Here is a 19,232-nt window from a genome sequence, read left to right on the forward strand (position 1 = left end):
GCTTAGAAGGGATAGTGCTGCGGCTGGGTCTCGATGGTGATCCAACGCAGATTGGTGAACTCGGCGATGCCGGCCTGGCCGCCGAAGCGGCCGTAGCCCGATCCCTTCACGCCGCCGAACGGCATCTGCGCCTCGTCATGCACGGTCGGGCCGTTAACGTGGCAGATGCCGCTTTCGATACGCTGCGCCACCGTCAGCGCACGCGCGACGTCACGGCCGAACACGGCGGCCGAGAGGCCGTACTCGGTATCGTTGGCGAGCCGCACGGCATCGTCCACGCCACTTGCGCGGATCACCGAGACGACGGGACCAAAGCTCTCCTCGGTGTAGATGCGCATGCCGGGCACCACGCGGTCGAGCACGGTGGCCGGAACGACCGTGCCAACCCGGTCGCCGCCCGCGAGCTTGACGGCGCCTTTGGCGATCGCGTCATCGATCAGTGCAACGACATGCTTGCCCGGCGCTTCGTCGATCATCGAGCCGACGACAACCGGACCAGGACGCGGGTCGCCGGCCGGAAGCGTAGCCGTTTTCTTCGCAAGCTTCTCGACAAAGGACGCCGCCACCGCCTCGTCGACGATCACCCGCTCGGTGGACATGCAGACCTGGCCCTGATTGATGAAGGCGCCGAATGCCACGGCCGCGACGGCGGCATCGAGATCGGCATCGTCGAGTACGACCAGAGGCGCCTTGCCGCCAAGCTCGAGCAGCACCGGCTTGAGGTGGCGCCCGGCGAGTTCGGCGATGACGCGACCGACGCGGGTCGAACCGGTGAAATTGATCCGCCGCACGGCAGGATTGGCGATCAGGCGTTCCACCAGAGCGGGCGCATCGGCCGGTGCGTTGGTCAGAACATTCACGACACCGGGCGGAAAGTCTGCGTCCTTGAAGACCTCGCCGATCAATCGGTGCGTTCCCGGGCAGATCTCGGACGCCTTGAGCACGACCGTATTGCCGCAGGCGAGCGCCGTCGCCATGGCGCGAACGCCGAGAATGATCGGCGCATTCCACGGCGCGATGCCGAGGCAGACGCCGGCCGGCTGGCGAACGGACATCGCGAGACATCCCGGCTTGTCCGACGGGATCACCTCGCCGGCGATCTGCGTGGTGAGCGACGCCGCTTCGCGCAGCATGCCGGTCGCGAGCTTGACGTTGAAGGCGGACCAGATCTCCGTCGTGCCGATCTCGGCCATCATGATCTTAATGAAGGCGTCGCGCTTGGCGTCGAGTGCGTCTGCGGCCTCCAGCAACAGCGCGCGCCTCGCATTCGGGCCAAGCGCCGACCATGCGGCAAGGGCGGCGGAGGCCGCCGCCACCGCGGCGTCGGCATCGGAAGCGGTCGCGGCGGCCGCGCGGCTTGCGACCTCCTGCGACAGCGGATTGCGCCGCTCGAACATCTTGCCGCTGGAAGCGGCCTGATCCTGCCCGTTGATGAGAAGACTGACGTCCATGAAGACCTCCCTGGTGTTGGTGATGGCGCTCGCCCTAGCCGAGTAGCCGCGACTTGCCGGTTTCACGCGCGAAGCCGAGCGCGATCATCGCCGCGAGCGCGAGCACGACGTAGTATCCTGTGATCGCGTAGGTGGAGCCCGTCTGCGCAAACAGGCTGGTGGCGACTAGCGGCGCGATGCCGCCGCCCAGCACCGTCCCAAGCTGCTTTCCGATCGATACGCCGGTGAAGCGAATGCGGGTCGGAAACAATTCGGGGAAATAGCTCCCTTCGCTGCCGAACATCAGCGGATGGATCATTCCCGCGGCGAGGATCACCGCGCCCGTCACCAGCACCGTGTCGCGGCTCGCGACCACACCGTAGAATGCAAACATCGAGATGGCTGCGAGCACCAAGCCGGCCAGAAACAGACGCTTTCGCCCGATGCGGTCGGACCAGGCGCCGATGAGGGGCATCGCAACGAGCCCGACGAGATTGGCGAACAGCACGGCCTGCGTGATGACGTCCTTCTGGACGCCGAGCTGACGGGTCGCGAAGGAGATGGTGAAGATGGCCGTCAGATAGAAATAGGATGTCTGCGCCATCTCGGCGAAGAACACGATGAGGATCGGCCGCCAGTGCTCCCGCACTGCTTCGACCACAGGCGCTGCTTCAGTCGTCTTCGCCTTTCGGAACGTCGCGCTCTCCTCGATGCGCAGGCGCATGTAGACGCCGAGCGCGACCAGCACCGCGCTGATCAGGAACGGAACGCGCCAGCCCCATGACAGCAGGTCCGCTTCCGGCAGCCGCGAGATCGTGAGCGCCGCAAACGAGGCGAGCACGACGCCGACAGGTCCTGCGGCCTGGATCACCGCGGCCGAGAACCCGCGCCGGTGGCCAGGCGCCGTCTCGATCGCCATCAGGATCGCTGCGGTCGACTCGCCGCCGAGCGCAAAACCCTGGAGGAAGCGCAGCATGACGAGCGCGACCGTCGCGGCCACACCCACACTGGCGTAGGTCGGCAACAGACCGATCGACATGGTCGCAAGTCCCATCATGAGGAGCGTACACAGCAAGACGGACTTTCGGCCGAGGCGGTCGCCGAAATGACCGAACACCAGTCCGCCGAGCGGACGCGCCAAGAAACCGACTGAGAACGTCGCGAACACCGCGATAGTCGCCGTGAGTTGATCGAACTTCGGAAAGAACAGCTGATCGAACACCAGCGGCGCGATCAGGCCGTAGATGAAGAAGTCGTACCATTCGATCGCGGTGCCGATGGTGCCGGCGATCAGGATACGCCGGCGGCTGCTCGCCGTCTGCTCGGCGGTGGCGGTGGCGGCATGATCGTCGTAGTCCTCCAATGCTCTTGTCGTCACGGTTTCCTCCTCCGGTGTAATTTTTCGATTTGTTGTCTTGTTGTTGTTGGCCGCGCAGCCGCTGATCGGATGCGGCGGCAGGATCGATCAGCTGGCCAGGCGCGCGACGTCGCTCGCGCTGTGTCCAAGTGCGCAGGCGAGGACGCCTCCGATCATCCCGGCCTGTGACGCGCTGCCGCGCCAGGCCACGATCTGGTCGGGGCGTATCAAAGCGAGATCGGCGTCGTAGAGATCGCGCAGGGATTTCGGCAGCGTGACGAGTTTCACATCGACCCCGATCGCGCGGATGGTCTCGGCAACTGACGCATGCGCGGACATGACCTCGCCGAACTGGAGCAGCGTCCACTCGAACCCGAACAGGTCGTACAGGGAGACGCCGTCGTCCAACCACGCATGCGGGGCGCGGCCGCCGGGGCAGGCGCTCGGAACGTAGACGTTCGCGGCGTCCGGCGGCGGCTGGCTGCCATCGGAAACGATGATCGGCGAGCCGTCGTAACGCCCCCCGAAGGTGACGCCGGGGATGTTGAATTCGGCGCGGGCGTGCTGTTCGAGATAGACGCCCGCCGTCCGCCGCGCCTCGTCGCCGGCGTCGGTGGCATCCTCGATGTCAGGCGCGGGCGCGAACAGACCGAGCGAGTCGGCAAAGCGACGCGCATAATCGGTGTTGCGCAGCGCCACCGGACGCCGCTCGACCTCATAGCTGTCGAGCAGCCCCGCCGGGCTCACCCCCTTGACGACGCTTGCGAGCTTCCAGCCGAGATTGACCGCATCCTCGATCGCGGTGTTGTAGCCAAGCCCGCCGGTCGGCGTGAACAGATGCGCCGCGTCGCCGCCAAGGAACACCCTGCCCCGCTGCATTCCATTCGCGACCAGCGCGTGACCGGCGGTCCAGGTCAGGAACGAGAGCACCTCGCAATCGATCGGTGCGCCGCAGGCGCGCTGGAACGCGGCTTTGGCTTCGTCGATCGTGATCGCAGTTTCGTCCTCATCGGAGCGAAGCTGCGTATGAAACGCAAACTCGTCGCGACCGTTCACGGATGCCATGAAGGCGCGGCGGTCGCCGTTGAAGCAATTATACATCCACGCCTTGGCGTGCGGGACGCTCGCGTAGAATCCGGGCGAACGGAGATAGACCGCCAGCATGCGGCCGCCCATGAAATCACGCTGCATTCCGGTTTCGCCGCCGTAGGCAATCCCGAGCGACTGCCGGACCATCGAGCGCGGCCCGTCCGCTCCGACCAGGAAGTTGGCCCGGATCTGAAATCGGCTGCCATCATCGAGACATTCGACGTCGGCGACGATGCCGTCGCCGCTCTCTACGTAGCCGATCAGCCTGTGGCTGTAGTTGAGCTTCACTCCGGGGATTCGTTCGGCATGGCGGCGCAGCACCGCCTCGACATATTTTTGCGAGACCCGATGCGGCAGTTCGGCCGCGCTCCAGGAGCCCGACATGCCCTTGACGAGCTCGCCCGCGCGTGACGATGACGGCAACTGAAATCGGGCCAGCTCGTAACCGGTGTAGCGCGTGAAGTACGCAACGTCGGTCGGATAATCCGCTGGCAGACCTTCGCGTCGGATTTCGTCGGCAAAACCCAGCCGCCGATAGTGCTCCATCGAGCGCGCCTGCGTCGCATTGGCTTGCGGATTGAATGCCGTGCCCGGCTTTTCATCGACCAGGATCGCGGACACGCCGCGCCGGCCGAGCTCGTTGGCGAGCATCAGGCCGCAGGGCCCCCCGCCCACGATGAGCACCGAGGCCGTCAGACATGTTTCCAAGACGCTTCTCCTTACCAGCATTATTCTGCATGGTAAGGTCGCCTGACGATATCGTCAAGGAGCCTGACTAATCGACGTCATCGAGGGTGTCGAACGTCGCGCCATAGATCGCCAAACCCTTCAGGATCGCATCCATCGTGGCCTTGCCGAGCTCGGCGCGCATCTCCTGCTCGGCGACATCGACCGCATCGCGGAACGCGTCGAGCCATTTGCGCCCGGCTGGCGTAAACATGACGATGCGCGCGCGCCGATCGGTCGGATCGGCGATGCGATCGACCAGGCCGAGCTCGGCGCATTGATCGACCAGCTCGCCCATCGCCTGCTTGCTCATGGAAGCGCGGCGGGCGAGCTCCGTCAGTCTGGTCCCCTCCACGTCGAGATTGCGTGTGAGGCCGACATGCGCGATCCGCGTTTCGCCATGCCCCTTCTCGCTCATCAGCTCGAGCACACGACTTTCGAAGCGCCGCACCGCGTTGTTGAGCAGCCGACCGATGTTGGCATGCCGCCATGCGGTACCGGATGTCCTGGCTTTCAATGGATGTGCCTTCTACAAAGCCGCCTGAAGTCGAAAATGTCGCTCACTTCGCCGCGTCGATCCAGATCCCCGGCTGCGAATGCTCGCGGATGTGGCTGACCAGGAAGTCTGAAAAGACTCTGATCTTGGCCGGCAGTCCGGCACGGTTCTGGTAGGCGATGTTCATCGTCAGCAGCGGCAGCTCCCACTCCAACAGGACCGGGACGAGACGGCCCGCTGCGATATCGCTTTGCACGATGTACAGCGGCTGGATGAGAATGCCGAGCCCCGCCAGTGCGGCGCCACGGATGACCTGACCGTCATTGCTATCGAGCGTCGGCGTGATGCGAACAGTCTGCGCGCCATTGCCTTTGCGCAGGCGCAGCGAATAGGGATCGTTGGCGAGATTGTAGACCAGCATGTTATGGCGCGCGAGATCGACCGGCTGTTCCGGCTCGCCGCAGCTTGCGAGATATGACGGCGCGGCAGCGAGCACACGCCGCATCTGGCCAATGCGGCGGACGATGATGTTCGAATCCGGCTCCTGCTCGCGCGTCCTGATCGCCACGTCAATGCCGGCCTCGATGAAATCGGAGTACCGGTTGGCGGTGGTGATCTGCATGTTGAGCTTCGGATAGCGCGCGCGGAAGGCCGGCAGCATCGGCGCCAAATAGATCACCGCAAAGGAGAGCGAACTCGTGACCCGCAGCGTGCCCTGCGGCGACAGCGCGCGATCGCTGACGATGTCCTCTGCTTCCGCCAGTTCGCTCAAAACCCGGCTCGAGCGCTCCAGCAGTTCCTGCCCCGCCTCCGTCAACCACAGCCGACGGGTGTTGCGCTCGATCAGCCGGACCGCAAGGCGCTCCTCGAGCGCGCTGAGATGGCGGCTCGCGGCAGCATTCGACATGCGCAGGGCCTCGGCAGCTTTGGACAGGCTGCCGAGCTCGGCCGTCTTGGCGAACACTTCCAACTGGAGCAGGCGGTCCATTTTTTCGCAAATAGGAAAAGAGACTTACGATTATTGATCTTTATTTCCGTATCCCGCAAGTCAAAATGGCCCAAACACAAGCAAGATAGCAGGCGAGGAAACAGGGAAATGTCGGGCCCGATCAGGCACATCGTGATGTGGCGGCTGCGCGGGGAGACGCCGGCGGAGCGTTCCGCCGCCCGGGTCAAGGTCAAGACCCTGTTCGAGGGGCTGCGCGGCCGGATCGACGGCCTCACCCATATCGAAGTCGGTCTCGATGTCAGCGATGTCGACTACGCCTGCGACGTCGTTCTGTTCTCCGAATTCACCGACCACGCTGCGCTCGCGGCCTATGCCACCCACCCGGAACATTTGCGCGTGCGCGAGGCGCTGGGCGACTTGCGGATCGGACGCTTCCAGGTCGATTATCCCATCAAAGAGACCGGCGCATGATCGGTACGTTCACCTTTGAAAACCTGCCCTGCCGCGTCGTGTTCGGCAGCGGAACGCTTGCCTCGGCCAAGGCCGAGGTCGAGCGTCTCGGCGGCAAGCGCGCGCTGGTGCTGACGACGCCGCAGCAGGAGGCGCAGGGCAAAAGCTTGGGCGCGGCGCTCGGCCCGCTTTACGCCGGCATCTTTCCGGGCGCGACCATGCACACGCCGGTCGAGGTCACCGAGCGGGCGCTCGCGGCGATGAAGGCGTGCGGGGCCGACTGCGTCATTTCCCTCGGTGGCGGATCCACGACCGGACTTGGCAAGGCGCTGGCCCTGCGCACCGGAATCAACCAGCTCTGCATTCCCACCACTTATGCCGGCTCGGAGATGACGCCGATCGTCGGCCAGACCGAGAACGGCCTGAAGACCACGGTACGCGACGCCGCCATCCTGCCGGAGACCGTGATCTACGATGTCGATCTCACTTTGACTTTGCCGGCGAGCCTGGCCGCGACATCAGGCATCAACGCAATCGCGCATGCGGCCGAAGCGCTCTACGCGCGCGACACCAATCCGGTCACGTCGCTGATGGCGGAAGAAGGCATTCGCGCGTTGGCACGTGCCCTCCCCGCCATCGCCGCCAAGGGCGACGATCGCGAGGCTCGCACCGAAGCACTGTATGGGGCCTGGCTGTGCGGCGTCTGCCTCGGCACAGTCGGCATGGCGCTGCATCACAAGCTCTGCCATACGCTCGGCGGCACCTTCGACCTGCCGCATGCCGAGACCCACACCGTCGTGCTACCGCATGCGCTGGCCTACAACGCGCCCGCCGTGCCCGACGCGATGGCGCGCATCTCACGCGCAATCGGCGCCGCCGATGCATCGCAAGGACTCTTCGAACTCGCGAAGCGGCTGGGTGCGAAGGTCGCATTGCGCGACATCGGCATGCCCGAAAGCGGCATCGACAAGGCCGCGGATCTCGCGGTCACCAACGCCTACTGGAACCCGCGCCCGCTCGAACGCAACGCCATCCGCGACCTGATCGCGCGCGCCTGGGCCGGCGAGCCGCCCGACGCTATCAAAGCCGCGGTTTAATTCCATGCGGCGCACGCTGATCAAATCCGCGATCATTATCAGCATGGATGATGCGATCGGCGATCTACCTGACGGCGACGTGCTGATCGAGGGGAGCCGCATCGTTGACGTGCGCTCATCGATCGACCTCGGCGGCGCGGCCGAGACGGAGATCGTCGACGGCACCGGGCGCATCGTCATCCCCGGCCTGATCAACGCGCATATGCACACCTGGCAAACGGGCTTGCGCGGCTATGCTGCCAACTGGACGTTGCTGGAATATTTTCGCCGCATGCATGCCGGGCTCGCGACGGTCTTCAGGCCCGAGGACATTTATATCGCGACCTTGGTGGGCGCGCTGAATCAGATCAACCACGGCACCACCACGCTGGTCGACTGGTGCCACAACAATCCGACGCCCGATCATACCGACGCCGCCGTGCGCGGCCTGATCGAGAGCGGTATCCGCGCGGCCTTCTTCCACGGCTCGCCCAAGCCCGAGCCGAAACCGGGCGAACCGCACTTCTCGGAGATCCCGCATCCACGCCATGAAGTCGAGCGGCTGCTGGCGGGCCCCCTCGCCGACCGCGACGGCCTCGTCACGCTTGGGCTCGCCATCCTCGGCCCGCATTATTCGACGCTCGACGTCGCCATGCACGATTTCCGTCTGGCACGCGAGTTCAAGCTGATCGCATCGATGCATCAGGGCGGTGGGCCCGCCAAGACGCCTGTTGGCTGGGAGAAGCTGATCGAGGCGGGTCTCGTCGGCGCGAGCACCAACATCGTCCATGGCAACGACCTCCCGGATGATCTCCTGGATCGGATGGTCGATCTCGGCGTCTCCTTCTCGGTGACGCCGGAGAACGAGATGATCCAGGGCCACGGCTTTCCGATCACCGGACGGCTGCTCAAGCGCGCCGTACGGCCGACCATCGGCATCGATCTGGAATCCGTGCTGGGCGGCGACCTCTTCTCAGCCGCACGCGTTGCGCTCTCGATGCAGCGGGCACTGGACAACACGGATTCGCGCAAGAACAGCGGCGCCATTCCGGCGACGACCACGGTCCCCGTCCGCGAGGCGCTGCGCTGGATCACGACGGAAGGCGCCCGCATGCTCGGCCGCGAAGACCAGATCGGCTCGCTGACGCCGGGCAAGCTCGCCGACCTCGTCATCATCGATTGCTCCGATCTCAACCTCGTCCCGGTGCACGATCCCGTTTCCACCGTGGTGATGCAGACGAGCCTTGCCAATATCGAGGCCGTCATGATCGGCGGCGTCTGGAAGAAGCGGAATGGGCGGCTGCTGGCCGACGGTCTGGAGGCGAAAAAGCAACTGCTCGTGCAATCCGGCCGGCGGCTGGTGCAGGACATCGAACGACAGGGACACGCCGCCTGAGGGCGTCAAGGACAACAACAATGACAGCTTTTTCGAAGAACATCGCTTTCATCGGGATCGGCAAGATGGGTCTGCCGATGTCGGTGCTCGTCGCCAAGGCCGGCTATGCCGTGACCGCGTTCGACCGGAGCGCCGCACGGCTCGACGAGGCGCGCGCGCAGGGCATTTCGATTGCCGCTTCACCGGCCGAGGCCGTGGGCGGCAAGGCCACGATCGTCACGTCCTTGCCCGATGACGCGGCCTTGCGCGGCGCATTGCTCGGCCCCACCGGCCTCATCGCCGCGATGGCTGCTGGATCTGTCCTGATCGAGACCAGCACCGTGAGCGTCGAGGCTTCCGCAGAGGTCGACGCCGCCGCACAGGCGCGCGGTGTCCTCTACCTGCGTGCGCCGGTCTCGGGCAATGCCAGCATCGTCCACACCGGCGCCCTGAGCTGCTTCGTCTCGGGCCCGAAGGACGCCTACGAAAACGCAAAGCCGCTGTTCGCCGCCTTCACCCGCGCCCAGACTTATCTCGGGTCTGGCGAGGAAGCGCGCTATGCCAAGCTCGCGGTCAATCTGATGATCGCGGTGTCGGCCACCATGATGGCGGAGAGCCTGGCGCTGGCGCGCAAGGGCGGCATCGGCTGGCAGGATATTCTGAAAGTTCTCGACGACAGCGCTGTCGCCTCACCGATGGTGAAGTACAAGACCGCGCCGCTGCGTAACCGCGATTTCGACTCGACCTTCTCCTGCAGGCAGATGGCCAAGGATCTCGATCTGATCCTCGGCGCCGGCCACGCCGTCGGCGTGCCGCTTCAGCTCGCAGCCCAAGTGCGGGAGACCTATGGCTCGCTGGTCGCGCAGGGCGACGGCGACGCCGACTTCATCGCGACCGTCAAGCACATCGAGCGGCTGTCCGGCCTCGGCGAGCCCAAACTCTGATTCACGGAGGCATCCATGCGCAATTTCAACGAGAACACCATCACCGACGCCGTGCTGGAGCGGATCGCGGGCGCGACCGATCCGCGGATCAAGCAGGTCAGCGAAGCGCTGGTGCGCCACCTTCATGCCTTCGTCCGCGAGGTGCGGCCGACCCAGAAGGAATGGGAATACGGCATCGACTTCCTGACTCGCACCGGTCACATGTGCGACGACAAGCGCCAGGAGTTCATCCTGCTGTCGGACGCGCTCGGCGTCTCCATGCTGGTCGACGCCATCAACCATCCGGTGCCGGAAGGCGCGACCGAGACCACAGTGCTCGGTCCGTTCTTCGTGCAGGCGTCACCTGAGAAAGACAACGGCGCTGACATCTCCGGCCCGATGGAAGGCGATCCGATGCTCGTCACCGGCTCGGTGTCGACCGTCGACGGACGGCCGCTTGCCGGCGCCGTCGTGGACGTCTGGCATTCCGACGATGACGGCTATTACGACGTGCAGCAGCTCGACAAGATCGGCGATCTCGCGATGCGGGCGCGCTTCCACACCGACCAGAATGGCCGCTTCAATTTCTGGTCGATCAAGCCGGCTGCCTATCCGATCCCGCATGACGGCACGGTCGGCGACATGCTGGCGGTCCAGGGCCGCCATCCCTGGCGCCCGGCGCACGTGCATTTCATGATCTCGGCGCCCGGCTTCGAGCAACTCGTGACCCATGTGTTCGTGGCCGGCGACCAGTATCTCGACAGCGACGTGGTATTCGGCGTCAAGGACAGCTTGATTCGAGAATTTGTGCGGTGCCCGCCAGGCCGTGCGCCCGATGGTCGCATGGTGGACAGCGAATATTATCATCTCAACTATGATTTCGGCCTGAAGCAGGTCGCTAGCAGCGCACGAGCCGCTTAAGCTGAACGACGGCGGACCCAACAAGAGTCCGACAACAAGGCAGACAGGGAGCAAGGATGGGACCGCGGGTCAGCACGAGCATATTGGCCGATCGCCTCACAGGCATGATCGGCCCGCGCGCGAGCGTCGCGCGTGGCGTGCTCGATCAGCATGGGCAGAGCGAGTCGCATTATCGCAACCTGCCGCCCGACATCGTCGTCTTCCCTGAAACCACGCAGGAGGTCGCCGAGATCGTCAAGCTGTGCGCGGGCGCGAATATGCCCATCGTGCCGTTCGGCGCCGGGACCTCGCTCGAAGGCAATGCGGCCGCGGTCGCGGGCGGCGTCTGCTTCGACTTCGCACGCATGAACAAGGTGCTGACGGTGCACGAGAGCGACATGGACGTCGTCGTGCAGCCCGGCATCACGCGAAAGCAGCTCAATGCGGAGCTGCGCGGCACCGGACTTTTCTTTCCGATCGATCCCGGTGCCGACGCCTCGATCGGCGGCATGACGTCCACGCGCGCCTCCGGCACCATGGCGGTGCGCTACGGCACCATGAAGGACAACGTCATGGCGTTGGAGGTGGTGCTCGCCGACGGCCGCGTGATCCGGACCGCCCGGCGCGCGCGCAAGTCAGCCGCCGGTTACGATCTGACCCGCATGTTCGTCGGCGCCGAGGGCACGCTCGGTGTCATCACCGAGATCACGCTGAAGGTGCATCCCGTCCCGCAGGCCATCTCGGCCGCGGTTTGCAGCTTCGACAGCCTGCACAACGCCGTGGACACCGCGATCTCCGTGATCCAGTCCGCGATCCCCGTGGCGCGAATCGAGTTGCTCGACGACGTCATGATGCGCGGCATCAACGCCTATGCGAAGCTCGGCTATCGCGAAGCCCCGACCCTGTTCTTCGAATTCCATGGCTCCGAGAGCTCCGTCGCCGAGCAGGCCGAGGCCGCAGAGGCAATCGCCGCCGACCATGGCGGTCACGGCTTTGCCTGGGCCAAGGCACCGGAGGATCGCAGCCGGCTCTGGCACGCCCGCGACAATACCCTCTATGCGGGCCTGGGCCTCCGCCCCGGCGCGCGTGCCGTGATCACCGATGTCTGCGTGCCCATCTCGCGGCTGGCGGAATGCCTCACGGAGACCCGGCGTGAGGCCGACGAGCACGGTTTTACGGCGCCTATCGTCGGCCATGTCGGAGACGGCAATTTCCACATGCTGATCCTGATCGATCCCGCCAGGCCGGAGGAAGTCGAAGGCGCCCAGGCGCTTCAGGCCCGGATGGTCGCCCGCGCCATTGCCATGGACGGCACCTGCACCGGCGAGCACGGCATCGGGCTCGGCAAGATCGACTATCTCACCGACGAGCTCGGCGAGGCCGTCGATGTGATGCGGTCGATCAAGACCGCGCTCGACCCTGACGGACTGATGAATCCCGGGAAGATCTTTGCAAGCGGAGCGCGCGCATGAGCACCGCCGCACTGGCCGTCGAGCCCGCAGTCTCCACGCCGCTGCTGGAGCTGCGCGGCATCAGCAAGGAGTTTCCCGGCGTAAAGGCGCTGGACGATGTGTCCTTTGCCGTCTTCCCCGGCGAAGTCCATATGCTGCTGGGCGAGAACGGCGCCGGCAAGTCGAGCCTGATGAAGGTGCTGTGCGGCGCCTATCGCGCCGATGCAGGCGAATTCTACTACAAAGGCGAGCAGGTCGCGATCAACTCGGCCGCGGACGCGCAGAAGCTCGGCATTGCCGTGATCTTCCAGGAATTCTCGCTCGTGCCCCATCTCGATATCGCCCAGAATATTTTCCTCGGCCGCGAGCCGAAGGGCCGCATCGCTGGCACGATCGACCGCAGCAAGATTCTCGCCGACGCCAGGCGTGTGCTTGGCATGATCGGGTTCGAGATCGATCCTTCCACCGTCGTCGACAAGCTGGGAGTGGCGCAGCAGCAGATGGTCGAGATCGCCAAAGCGATCAGCCAGAACGCCCGCATCCTCGTGATGGACGAACCGACCGCGGCGCTGTCCGATCGCGAGACTGAGCTGCTGTTCGCGCTGATCGCGCGGCTGAAGGCCGACGGCGTTTCCATCGTTTACATCTCGCACCGCATGGCGGAGGTGTTCGCGCTCGGCGACCGCATCACCGTGCTGCGCGACGGTCGTCGCATCGACGGCGTTCGCCCGGCCGACGTCACGCCGGACCAGCTCGTCCGCATGATGGTCGGTCGCAACGTCGACATGACCTATCCGCGCAATTTTGCCGACAAGCCCGGCGAGGTGCTGCTCGAGGTCAAGGGCCTGAGCGCCTCCACCGGAATCTCGGACATCAACATCGAGGTGCGCCGCGGCGAGATCGTCGGCCTATGTGGCCTTGTTGGCTCGGGTCGCAGCGAGGTCGCGCGTGCGATCTTCGGCGCCGATCCCGTGACCTCAGGCGAGATTGTCTTCGACGGCAAGACTATCTCCGGCGAGCCTGATCTTGCCGCCCGCCGTGGCATCGCGCTGATCCCGGAGAGCCGCAAGAGCGAGGGTCTCGCGCTGTTGCGGTCGGTGGGTGACAATCTGGTGGTATCGGCGCTGCGAAAGCTGTTCCCGAGCGGTCTGTTCGACCAGCGCCGGGCACAGCGCACTGCCGACGGCCTGATCCGGCAGTTGCGCATTGCGACGCCGGGCGCACGCCAGACCGTCGGCCTGCTTTCGGGCGGCAATCAGCAGAAGGTCGTGATCGGCAAGTGGCTCGCCGCCGGCTCAAAACTCTTTATCTTCGATGAACCGACCCGGGGCATCGACATCGGCGCCAAGGCAGAAATCTTTGCCCTCATCGATCGCCTTGTCGCGGAGGGCGCGGCGGCGCTGATGATCTCGTCCGAACAGGTCGAGATCTGCCATGTCTGCGACCGCGCCTATGTGATGCGCGAGGGGCGCATCGCCGGGCACCTCGCGCGCAACGAGCTGACAGAGGAGAACATCGTGCGACTGGGGATGCATCATGCGTGAGGCCACGGTCGTTTCACAACCGAATCCGCTGCAACGCATTCCCGGCGTTGCCATCGTGCTGGTGCTGCTGATCGCGCTGTTCAGCACGATCGCGCCCGGCTTCCTGTCGGTCGCCAACCTCTCCAACGTGCTGGTGCAGTCGACGATCCTGACCATGCTCGCGCTGCCGATGACCTTGATCATCATGACCGAGGGGCTGGACCTGTCGATGGGCGCGGTGCTGACGCTGACCTCGCTCTGCGTCGCGATTGTCTCGCTCGCCACCCACTCGATGTTGCTCGGCCTCGGCGCCGGGCTACTCGTCGGCACGGCCTTCGGCTTCGCCAACGGCTGGCTGGTTGCCATCGTGGGCATCCCGCCCTTTGTCGCCACGCTCGGCACGCTCGGTATGGCGCAGGGCCTTTCGCTGATCGTCAGCGACGGCCAGAGCGTGGTCGGCATCCCCCACAGTGTGCGCGACATCTATTCGGCGACGCTTCTTGGTGTCCCAGTGCCGATCGTGATGGCGCTGGTGACCTATGCAGCGTTTCACGGCCTCCTCTATCACACCCGATTCGGCACCTACATCTTCGCGCTCGGCGGCAACCGGGAGGCGCTGCGCTATGCCGGCCTGTCACCCAACCGGCTGCTGATCGCGGTCTATGCGATCGGTGGCGCCATGGCCGGCATCGCGGGCCTGCTGATGACGGCGCGGATGAATTCCGGGCATCCAACCGCGGGCCTCGGTCTCGAATTCGATGCGATCGCGGCCGTTGCCGTCGGCGGCACGTCGTTCGAGCGCGGCAATGGCTGGTTGCTCGGCACGGTGCTCGGCGTGCTATCCGTGGGCGTGCTGCGCAACGGGCTGAACCTGATCTCGCTGCCCTCCTCGGTGCAGGTCGCAAGCGTCGGTGTCCTCGTCATCGTCGCGCTGTTCCTCGATGGTCTCAGGAGCCGCGCATGACCGACATCAGCAAAGAGGCCGTCGCGCCGCCCCGCTCGTTCCTGTCGCAGGACGCGATCCAATTGTTCTATCGGCTGCTTGCGGCGCTGCTGATCTGTGCGGTGCTCGCCGTGCTCAGCGATTCCTTCCTGAGCCTCGGCAACATCCTCAATGTGCTGAGGCAGGCGAGCCTGACCTTCTTCATCGCTTCGGGCCTGACGCTGGTGGTGCTGACCGCGGGCCTCGATCTCTCCGTCGGCGCTAATGTCGCGCTGTCCGCCTGCATCGCCGGGACCGTGATCCACAAGACCGGCTCGCCGGCGCTCGGCATCCTCACCGGGCTTGCCTGCGGCGGCCTCGTCGGGTTGCTCAATGGCGTCATGGTCACCGCGCTCCGCATCCCCTCCTTCATCGCCACCTATGGCATGCTCTGGGTGCTGAACGGCCTCACCTATTGGTACATGGCGGGCGAAACCCTTCACGGCTTCCCGGCCGGCTTCCGCCAGATCGGCAGCGGCTATCTGTTCGGCCTGCCGATCCCGGTCTACCTGCTGCTGGTGTTCCTCGGGATCGGAACGCTGTTTGCGCAACGAACGATCTGGGGCCAGGAAATCTATGCGATCGGTGCCAATCCGGTCGCGGCACGGCTCTCCGGCATTCCAGTCGCGCGCCGCCTGCTGCTGGTCTACGCCGTCTCCGGCACCATGGCGGGGCTCGCCTCGATCATCTTCCTGTCGCGGCTCAATTCGGCCGAGGCCGACATCGGCGAAAGCCTGACGCTGCCCGCGATCGCCGCCGTGCTGATCGGCGGCACATCGCTGTTCGGCGGCGTCGGCACGGTGTTCGGCACCTTCATCGGCGCACTGATCCTGACGCTGGTGCTGAACGGCATGAACCTCTTGTCGGTCAGCGCCAACTGGCAGCCGCTGGTCACCGGCATCATCGTCATTCTCGCGGTCTGGCTCGACATGAAGACCCGGCGCCGCGCGCAATGAGTTCTTGAACGACCAACAAGCAAAACGAGGGATGGAGGCAACATGAAACAGAAACTGGGTTATTTGGCGCTACCGCTGCTGATGGCGGCCGCGCTCACCACGCAAGCGCGAGCGGACGGCGAGACCATCGCCGTCTTCACCAAGAACCAGACCAACCCGTTCTTCCAGACGGTGCGGGTCGGCGCCGACAACATGGCGAAGACGCTGAACGCGAAGACGCTGCAGTATATCCCGACCAAGCCCGACAGCATTCCCGAGCAGCTCAGCCAGATCGAGGACGTCGTGGTGAAGAAGCCGAGCGCCATCGTCTTCACGCCGGTCGACTACAAGGCGATGGTACCGGGTGTCGAGAAGATCAACGACGCCAAGATCCCCGTCGTCAACATCACTGATCGCTCCGCCGGCGGCAAGTTCCTGTCCTTCGTCGGCGCCGACGATTACAGCCTCGGGCTCGAGACCGCGCGCTTCCTGCTCAAGACGCTGGGCGGCAAGGGCAACATCGTCATCATCGAGGGCGTCAAGGGCTCGCTGACCAATGTCGATCGCGTCCGCGGCTTCAACGACGCGCTGAAGGAAAATGCCGGTGCGAAACTGCTGGCCTCGCAGCCCGGCAACTACCAGCGGCTCCAGGCGCTCCAGGTGATGGAGAATCTGATGCAGTCGAACGCTCAGATCGACGGGGTGCTCGCCGCTAACGACGCCATGGCCGTCGGCGCGATCGAGGCGCTCGACGGCGCCAACCGCAAGGCGCAGGTAATCGGCATCAATGGCACCAAGGAAGCGATCGACGCGATCAAGTCCGGCAAGCTGCTCGCGAGCGGTGACTACAACGGATTTTTCCAAGGCTGCCTTGGCACCATGATGGCGATCCGCTCCTTGCGTAACCAGCCCGTCATCGCAGAGATCGTGCTGAGGCCAACCGTCATCACCAAGGACAATTACCAGCCGTTCGACGTGCCGCTGGAGCAACGCAGCTGCCCGACTTTCGAGGAAGCCAGCAAGCTTGGCGGCAAGTAACCAAGCGCACCCATCACGACAAGCCCGGACGGCCGCAGCCGCGGCCGTCCCAAGAAAACGAGACATAAACGGAGACCATCATGCTGTTCGCCATTCACGCCCTCGACCGCGCCGGCGCGCTACCGACCCGGCTCGCCAATTACGACGCCCACAAGGCTTTCCTGAGCGACACCTCGCGCTTCGGCGTCAAGATCGTGATGTCGGGGCCGCTGGTCTCTGACGACGGCGAGAGGATGATCGGCAGCCTGTTCCTGATCGAAGCCCAAAGCCGCGCTGAAGTGGAAGCCTTCAACCGAGCCGATCCGTTTGCCGCGGCCGACATCTGGGACAAGGTCACGATCACCGGCTTCCTGCGCCGCCAAGGTTGAGGGCGGCTAAACAAAAAACGCGAAAACAACCCCATGCACAGTAGAATGAGGTTGTTTTTACACATGAATTTTCGTCGCAAACGCTTTTGACTCGTCGGGCAAAACAGGAGCAGAGTGGCATCCTCGCCCGATAGTCGCCCCTGCACCTCAATCCGGAGCTTTGCCGCCCGCCCAACGGCTAGCCGCTCGCCACCGCCGCCGCTTCTTCGAGATGACAGGCCACCCACTGCTCGGGTCCAGCCGCGCGCAATGTCGGCTCCTCGGTCCGGCAGCGATCGAACACGAGCGGGCAACGGGTGTGGAAGCGGCATCCGCTCGGCGGGTTGATCGGGCTCGGCACGTCGCCCTTGAGGATGATCGGATTGCGCTGGGCACCCGGCTCCGGCAGCGGGACCGCCGAAAGCAGCGCCTTGGTGTAGGGATGCTTTGGCGCGGCGAAGATCTCGTAGCGTGGCGCCACCTCGACGATCTTGCCGAGATACATCACCGCGACGCGGTGGGTCATGTGCTCGACGATCGCGAGGTCGTGGCTGATGAACAGCAGCGCCAGGCCGAACTCGCGCTGGAGATCCTGCAGCAGATTGACGATCTGTGCCTTGACCGAGACGTCGAGCGCCGAGACCGCCTCGTCGCAGACGATCAGCTCGGGCTCGGCGGCGAGCGCCCGCGCGATGCCGATGCGCTGACGCTGGCCGCCGGAGAATTCGTGTGGCCTGCGGTTCAGCGCCTCGCGCGGCAGGCGCACGGTGTCCATCAGCGCCGTCACGCGGGTTTCGAGGTCGATCGCGGATTTGGCGAGGCCGAAATTGCGGATCGGCTCGGCCAGGATGTCGCGCACGCGCATGCGCGGATTGAGGCTCGAGAACGGGTCCTGGAACACCACCTGCACGCGGCGGCGCATCTGGCGCATCGTGCTCGGATGGGCGTCGTCGATGCGCTGGCCGTCGAGGATGACCTGCCCTGACGTGATGTCGAACAGTCGCAGGATCGCACGGCCGACCGTCGATTTACCGCAGCCGGACTCGCCGACCAGCGACAGCGTCTCGCCGCGCGCGATTTCGAACGACACGCCGTCCACCGCATAGACCCATTCGGACTTGCGGCTGAACATGCCCTTTTTGACCGGAAAGTGTTTCTTGAGGTCGTTGACCTGGAGCAGCGGGGGACTCATGCCGCGACCGCTCCCTTGGCCGCATAGTGGCAGGCCGCGACGTGACGTGGCCCCTTCTCTTCGAGCCCCGGCGCGTACTGCCGGCAAAGATCGGTCGCGAGCGCGCAACGTCCGGCGAACACGCAACCGACGATGGGCTTGCGCAGATCAGGCACCTGTCCCGGGATCTCTGCAAGCCGTCTCGCGGTGCCGGTCAGCGACGAGCCGAGCCGCGGCACTGCGCCGAGCAGGCCTTGGGTATAGGGATGACGCGGCGAACGGAACAGGTCCGCCACCGGCCCCTCCTCGACCTTGCGGCCGGCATACATGACCATGACGCGTTCGGCGATCTCGGCGACCACGCCGAGATCGTGGGTGATCAGGATGATGGCTGCGCCAACCCGGTGCTTGAGATCCAGCATCAATTTCAGAATCTGCGCCTGGATCGTCACGTCGAGCGCGGTGGTCGGCTCGTCGGCAATCAGAAGCTTTGGATTGCAGGCGAGTGCAATGGCAATCATGACGCGCTGGCGCATGCCGCCGGAAAGCTGATGCGGATATTCGCGCACGCGGCGCTTCGGCTCGGGAATGCCGACCAGCACCAACATCTCGATGGCGTGCGCCTCTGCGGCTTCCTTATCCAGGCCCTGGTGGATCATCAGCGTTTCGCGGATTTGACGCCCGACGGTCAGGACCGGGTTGAGGCTGGTCATCGGCTCCTGAAAAATCATCGAGATGTCGTTGCCGCGAATGGCGCGCATTTCGCGATCCGACATTTGCAGCAGGTCCTTGCCCGCGAAGCGGATGCTGCCGGCTATTCTGCCCGGTGGTTCCGGGATCAGCCGCATCAGCGACATTGAGGTCACCGACTTGCCGCAGCCGGACTCGCCAACGATGGCGAGCGTCTCGCCCTCGTTGACATGGAACGACACACCGTCCACCGCGCGGTTGATGCCGCTGGGCGTGCGGAAGTGTGTTTGCAAATTCTCGACTTCGAGCAGTGCCATCGCGATC

Annotated in this window: 18 protein-coding genes; 11 read left to right on the plus strand and 7 right to left on the minus strand. The window is 65.0% G+C overall.

Annotated elements, in window-relative coordinates; translation table 11 throughout:
• Positions 1 to 2: 2 nt before the first annotated feature.
• From AC0L27_RS00135 to AC0L27_RS00155, 5 genes are all read right to left on the minus strand, one after another.
• Entirely contained in the window at positions 3 to 1,451 is a 1,449-nt protein-coding gene (locus AC0L27_RS00135; protein WP_354206483.1) for an aldehyde dehydrogenase, read from the minus strand.
• A 34-nt stretch (positions 1,452 to 1,485) separates the two neighbouring features.
• A complete protein-coding gene (locus AC0L27_RS00140; RefSeq protein ID WP_354206485.1) occupies positions 1,486 to 2,808 on the minus strand; it encodes an MFS transporter in 1,323 nt (440 codons plus the stop codon).
• A gap of 87 nt (positions 2,809 to 2,895) precedes the next feature.
• Positions 2,896 to 4,605 (minus strand): FAD-dependent oxidoreductase, encoded by a 1,710-nt coding sequence (locus AC0L27_RS00145; RefSeq protein WP_354206487.1) that lies wholly within the window; start codon positions 4,603 to 4,605, stop codon positions 2,896 to 2,898.
• A 46-nt stretch (positions 4,606 to 4,651) separates the two neighbouring features.
• The gene (locus AC0L27_RS00150; RefSeq protein ID WP_354206489.1) at positions 4,652 to 5,119 is read right to left on the minus strand and encodes a MarR family winged helix-turn-helix transcriptional regulator; all 468 of its coding nucleotides are present in this window, start codon (positions 5,117 to 5,119) and stop codon (positions 4,652 to 4,654) included.
• A 43-nt stretch (positions 5,120 to 5,162) separates the two neighbouring features.
• Positions 5,163 to 6,086, minus strand: a complete 924-nt coding sequence (locus AC0L27_RS00155; protein WP_354206491.1) for a LysR family transcriptional regulator — start codon at positions 6,084 to 6,086, stop codon at positions 5,163 to 5,165.
• A gap of 108 nt (positions 6,087 to 6,194) precedes the next feature.
• Between AC0L27_RS00155 and AC0L27_RS00160 the strand changes: the two genes are divergently transcribed.
• The 11 genes from AC0L27_RS00160 (at position 6,195) to AC0L27_RS00210 (ending at position 17,068) form a co-directional block, all read left to right on the plus strand.
• Positions 6,195 to 6,518: a Dabb family protein gene (locus AC0L27_RS00160; RefSeq protein ID WP_018458706.1), complete on the plus strand. Its 324-nt coding sequence runs from the start codon at positions 6,195 to 6,197 to the stop codon at positions 6,516 to 6,518.
• The gene (locus AC0L27_RS00165) at positions 6,515 to 7,594 is read left to right on the plus strand and encodes a maleylacetate reductase (RefSeq protein ID WP_354206493.1); all 1,080 of its coding nucleotides are present in this window, start codon (positions 6,515 to 6,517) and stop codon (positions 7,592 to 7,594) included. The genes AC0L27_RS00160 and AC0L27_RS00165 overlap by 4 nt, the downstream gene beginning before the upstream one ends.
• A gap of 4 nt (positions 7,595 to 7,598) precedes the next feature.
• Positions 7,599 to 8,969 (plus strand): amidohydrolase family protein, encoded by a 1,371-nt coding sequence (locus AC0L27_RS00170; RefSeq protein ID WP_473317809.1) that lies wholly within the window; start codon positions 7,599 to 7,601, stop codon positions 8,967 to 8,969.
• 20 nt (positions 8,970 to 8,989) lie between these two features.
• Complete coding sequence (locus AC0L27_RS00175) at positions 8,990 to 9,892, plus strand: NAD(P)-dependent oxidoreductase (RefSeq protein WP_354206497.1); 903 nt, start codon at positions 8,990 to 8,992, stop codon at positions 9,890 to 9,892.
• 15 nt (positions 9,893 to 9,907) lie between these two features.
• Positions 9,908 to 10,792: an intradiol ring-cleavage dioxygenase gene (locus AC0L27_RS00180; RefSeq protein WP_354055870.1), complete on the plus strand. Its 885-nt coding sequence runs from the start codon at positions 9,908 to 9,910 to the stop codon at positions 10,790 to 10,792.
• Between the two features lie 56 nt (positions 10,793 to 10,848).
• The gene (locus AC0L27_RS00185; RefSeq protein ID WP_354206499.1) at positions 10,849 to 12,243 is read left to right on the plus strand and encodes an FAD-linked oxidase C-terminal domain-containing protein; all 1,395 of its coding nucleotides are present in this window, start codon (positions 10,849 to 10,851) and stop codon (positions 12,241 to 12,243) included.
• Positions 12,240 to 13,766, plus strand: a complete 1,527-nt coding sequence (locus AC0L27_RS00190; RefSeq protein WP_354206501.1) for a sugar ABC transporter ATP-binding protein — start codon at positions 12,240 to 12,242, stop codon at positions 13,764 to 13,766. Before AC0L27_RS00185 ends, AC0L27_RS00190 begins: the two co-directional genes overlap by 4 nt.
• Positions 13,759 to 14,709 (plus strand): ABC transporter permease, encoded by a 951-nt coding sequence (locus AC0L27_RS00195; RefSeq protein ID WP_354206503.1) that lies wholly within the window; start codon positions 13,759 to 13,761, stop codon positions 14,707 to 14,709. Before AC0L27_RS00190 ends, AC0L27_RS00195 begins: the two co-directional genes overlap by 8 nt.
• Complete coding sequence (locus tag AC0L27_RS00200; RefSeq protein WP_354055878.1) at positions 14,706 to 15,683, plus strand: ABC transporter permease; 978 nt, start codon at positions 14,706 to 14,708, stop codon at positions 15,681 to 15,683. Before AC0L27_RS00195 ends, AC0L27_RS00200 begins: the two co-directional genes overlap by 4 nt.
• Positions 15,684 to 15,725: 42 nt before the next feature.
• Entirely contained in the window at positions 15,726 to 16,700 is a 975-nt protein-coding gene (locus AC0L27_RS00205) for a sugar ABC transporter substrate-binding protein (RefSeq protein ID WP_354206506.1), read from the plus strand.
• A gap of 80 nt (positions 16,701 to 16,780) precedes the next feature.
• The gene (locus tag AC0L27_RS00210; RefSeq protein WP_275167576.1) at positions 16,781 to 17,068 is read left to right on the plus strand and encodes a YciI family protein; all 288 of its coding nucleotides are present in this window, start codon (positions 16,781 to 16,783) and stop codon (positions 17,066 to 17,068) included.
• 178 nt (positions 17,069 to 17,246) lie between these two features.
• Here the strand turns inward: AC0L27_RS00210 and AC0L27_RS00215 are convergent, their stop codons facing one another.
• Both AC0L27_RS00215 and AC0L27_RS00220 read right to left on the minus strand, forming a co-directional pair.
• Positions 17,247 to 18,239 carry an ABC transporter ATP-binding protein gene (locus AC0L27_RS00215; protein ID WP_275167577.1) on the minus strand — a complete coding sequence of 331 codons (993 nt, stop codon included), beginning with the start codon at positions 18,237 to 18,239 and terminating at the stop codon, positions 17,247 to 17,249.
• Positions 18,236 to 19,225 (minus strand): ABC transporter ATP-binding protein, encoded by a 990-nt coding sequence (locus AC0L27_RS00220; protein ID WP_354100821.1) that lies wholly within the window; start codon positions 19,223 to 19,225, stop codon positions 18,236 to 18,238. Before AC0L27_RS00220 ends, AC0L27_RS00215 begins: the two co-directional genes overlap by 4 nt.
• Between the last annotated feature and the right edge of the window lie 7 nt (positions 19,226 to 19,232).

Source organism: Bradyrhizobium sp. Ken51, assembly GCF_055807435.1.

Excerpts from the sequence above, each read along its gene's own strand:
- AC0L27_RS00200 (WP_354055878.1), top strand. The coding sequence starts at position 14,706 with ATGACCGACATCAGCAAAGAGGCCGTCGCGCCGCCCCGCTCGTTCCTG.
- AC0L27_RS00215 (WP_275167577.1), bottom strand. The coding sequence starts at position 18,239 with ATGAGTCCCCCGCTGCTCCAGGTCAACGACCTCAAGAAACACTTTCCG.
- AC0L27_RS00155 (WP_354206491.1), bottom strand. The coding sequence starts at position 6,086 with ATGGACCGCCTGCTCCAGTTGGAAGTGTTCGCCAAGACGGCCGAGCTC.
- AC0L27_RS00195 (WP_354206503.1), top strand. The coding sequence starts at position 13,759 with ATGCGTGAGGCCACGGTCGTTTCACAACCGAATCCGCTGCAACGCATT.
- AC0L27_RS00220 (WP_354100821.1), bottom strand. The coding sequence starts at position 19,225 with ATGGCACTGCTCGAAGTCGAGAATTTGCAAACACACTTCCGCACGCCC.
- AC0L27_RS00185 (WP_354206499.1), top strand. The coding sequence starts at position 10,849 with ATGGGACCGCGGGTCAGCACGAGCATATTGGCCGATCGCCTCACAGGC.
- AC0L27_RS00145 (WP_354206487.1), bottom strand. The coding sequence starts at position 4,605 with ATGCTGGTAAGGAGAAGCGTCTTGGAAACATGTCTGACGGCCTCGGTG.
- AC0L27_RS00160 (WP_018458706.1), top strand. The coding sequence starts at position 6,195 with ATGTCGGGCCCGATCAGGCACATCGTGATGTGGCGGCTGCGCGGGGAG.
- AC0L27_RS00135 (WP_354206483.1), bottom strand. The coding sequence starts at position 1,451 with ATGGACGTCAGTCTTCTCATCAACGGGCAGGATCAGGCCGCTTCCAGC.
- AC0L27_RS00170 (WP_473317809.1), top strand. The coding sequence starts at position 7,599 with ATGCGGCGCACGCTGATCAAATCCGCGATCATTATCAGCATGGATGAT.
- AC0L27_RS00175 (WP_354206497.1), top strand. The coding sequence starts at position 8,990 with ATGACAGCTTTTTCGAAGAACATCGCTTTCATCGGGATCGGCAAGATG.
- AC0L27_RS00205 (WP_354206506.1), top strand. The coding sequence starts at position 15,726 with ATGAAACAGAAACTGGGTTATTTGGCGCTACCGCTGCTGATGGCGGCC.
- AC0L27_RS00210 (WP_275167576.1), top strand. The coding sequence starts at position 16,781 with ATGCTGTTCGCCATTCACGCCCTCGACCGCGCCGGCGCGCTACCGACC.
- AC0L27_RS00165 (WP_354206493.1), top strand. The coding sequence starts at position 6,515 with ATGATCGGTACGTTCACCTTTGAAAACCTGCCCTGCCGCGTCGTGTTC.
- AC0L27_RS00180 (WP_354055870.1), top strand. The coding sequence starts at position 9,908 with ATGCGCAATTTCAACGAGAACACCATCACCGACGCCGTGCTGGAGCGG.
- AC0L27_RS00190 (WP_354206501.1), top strand. The coding sequence starts at position 12,240 with ATGAGCACCGCCGCACTGGCCGTCGAGCCCGCAGTCTCCACGCCGCTG.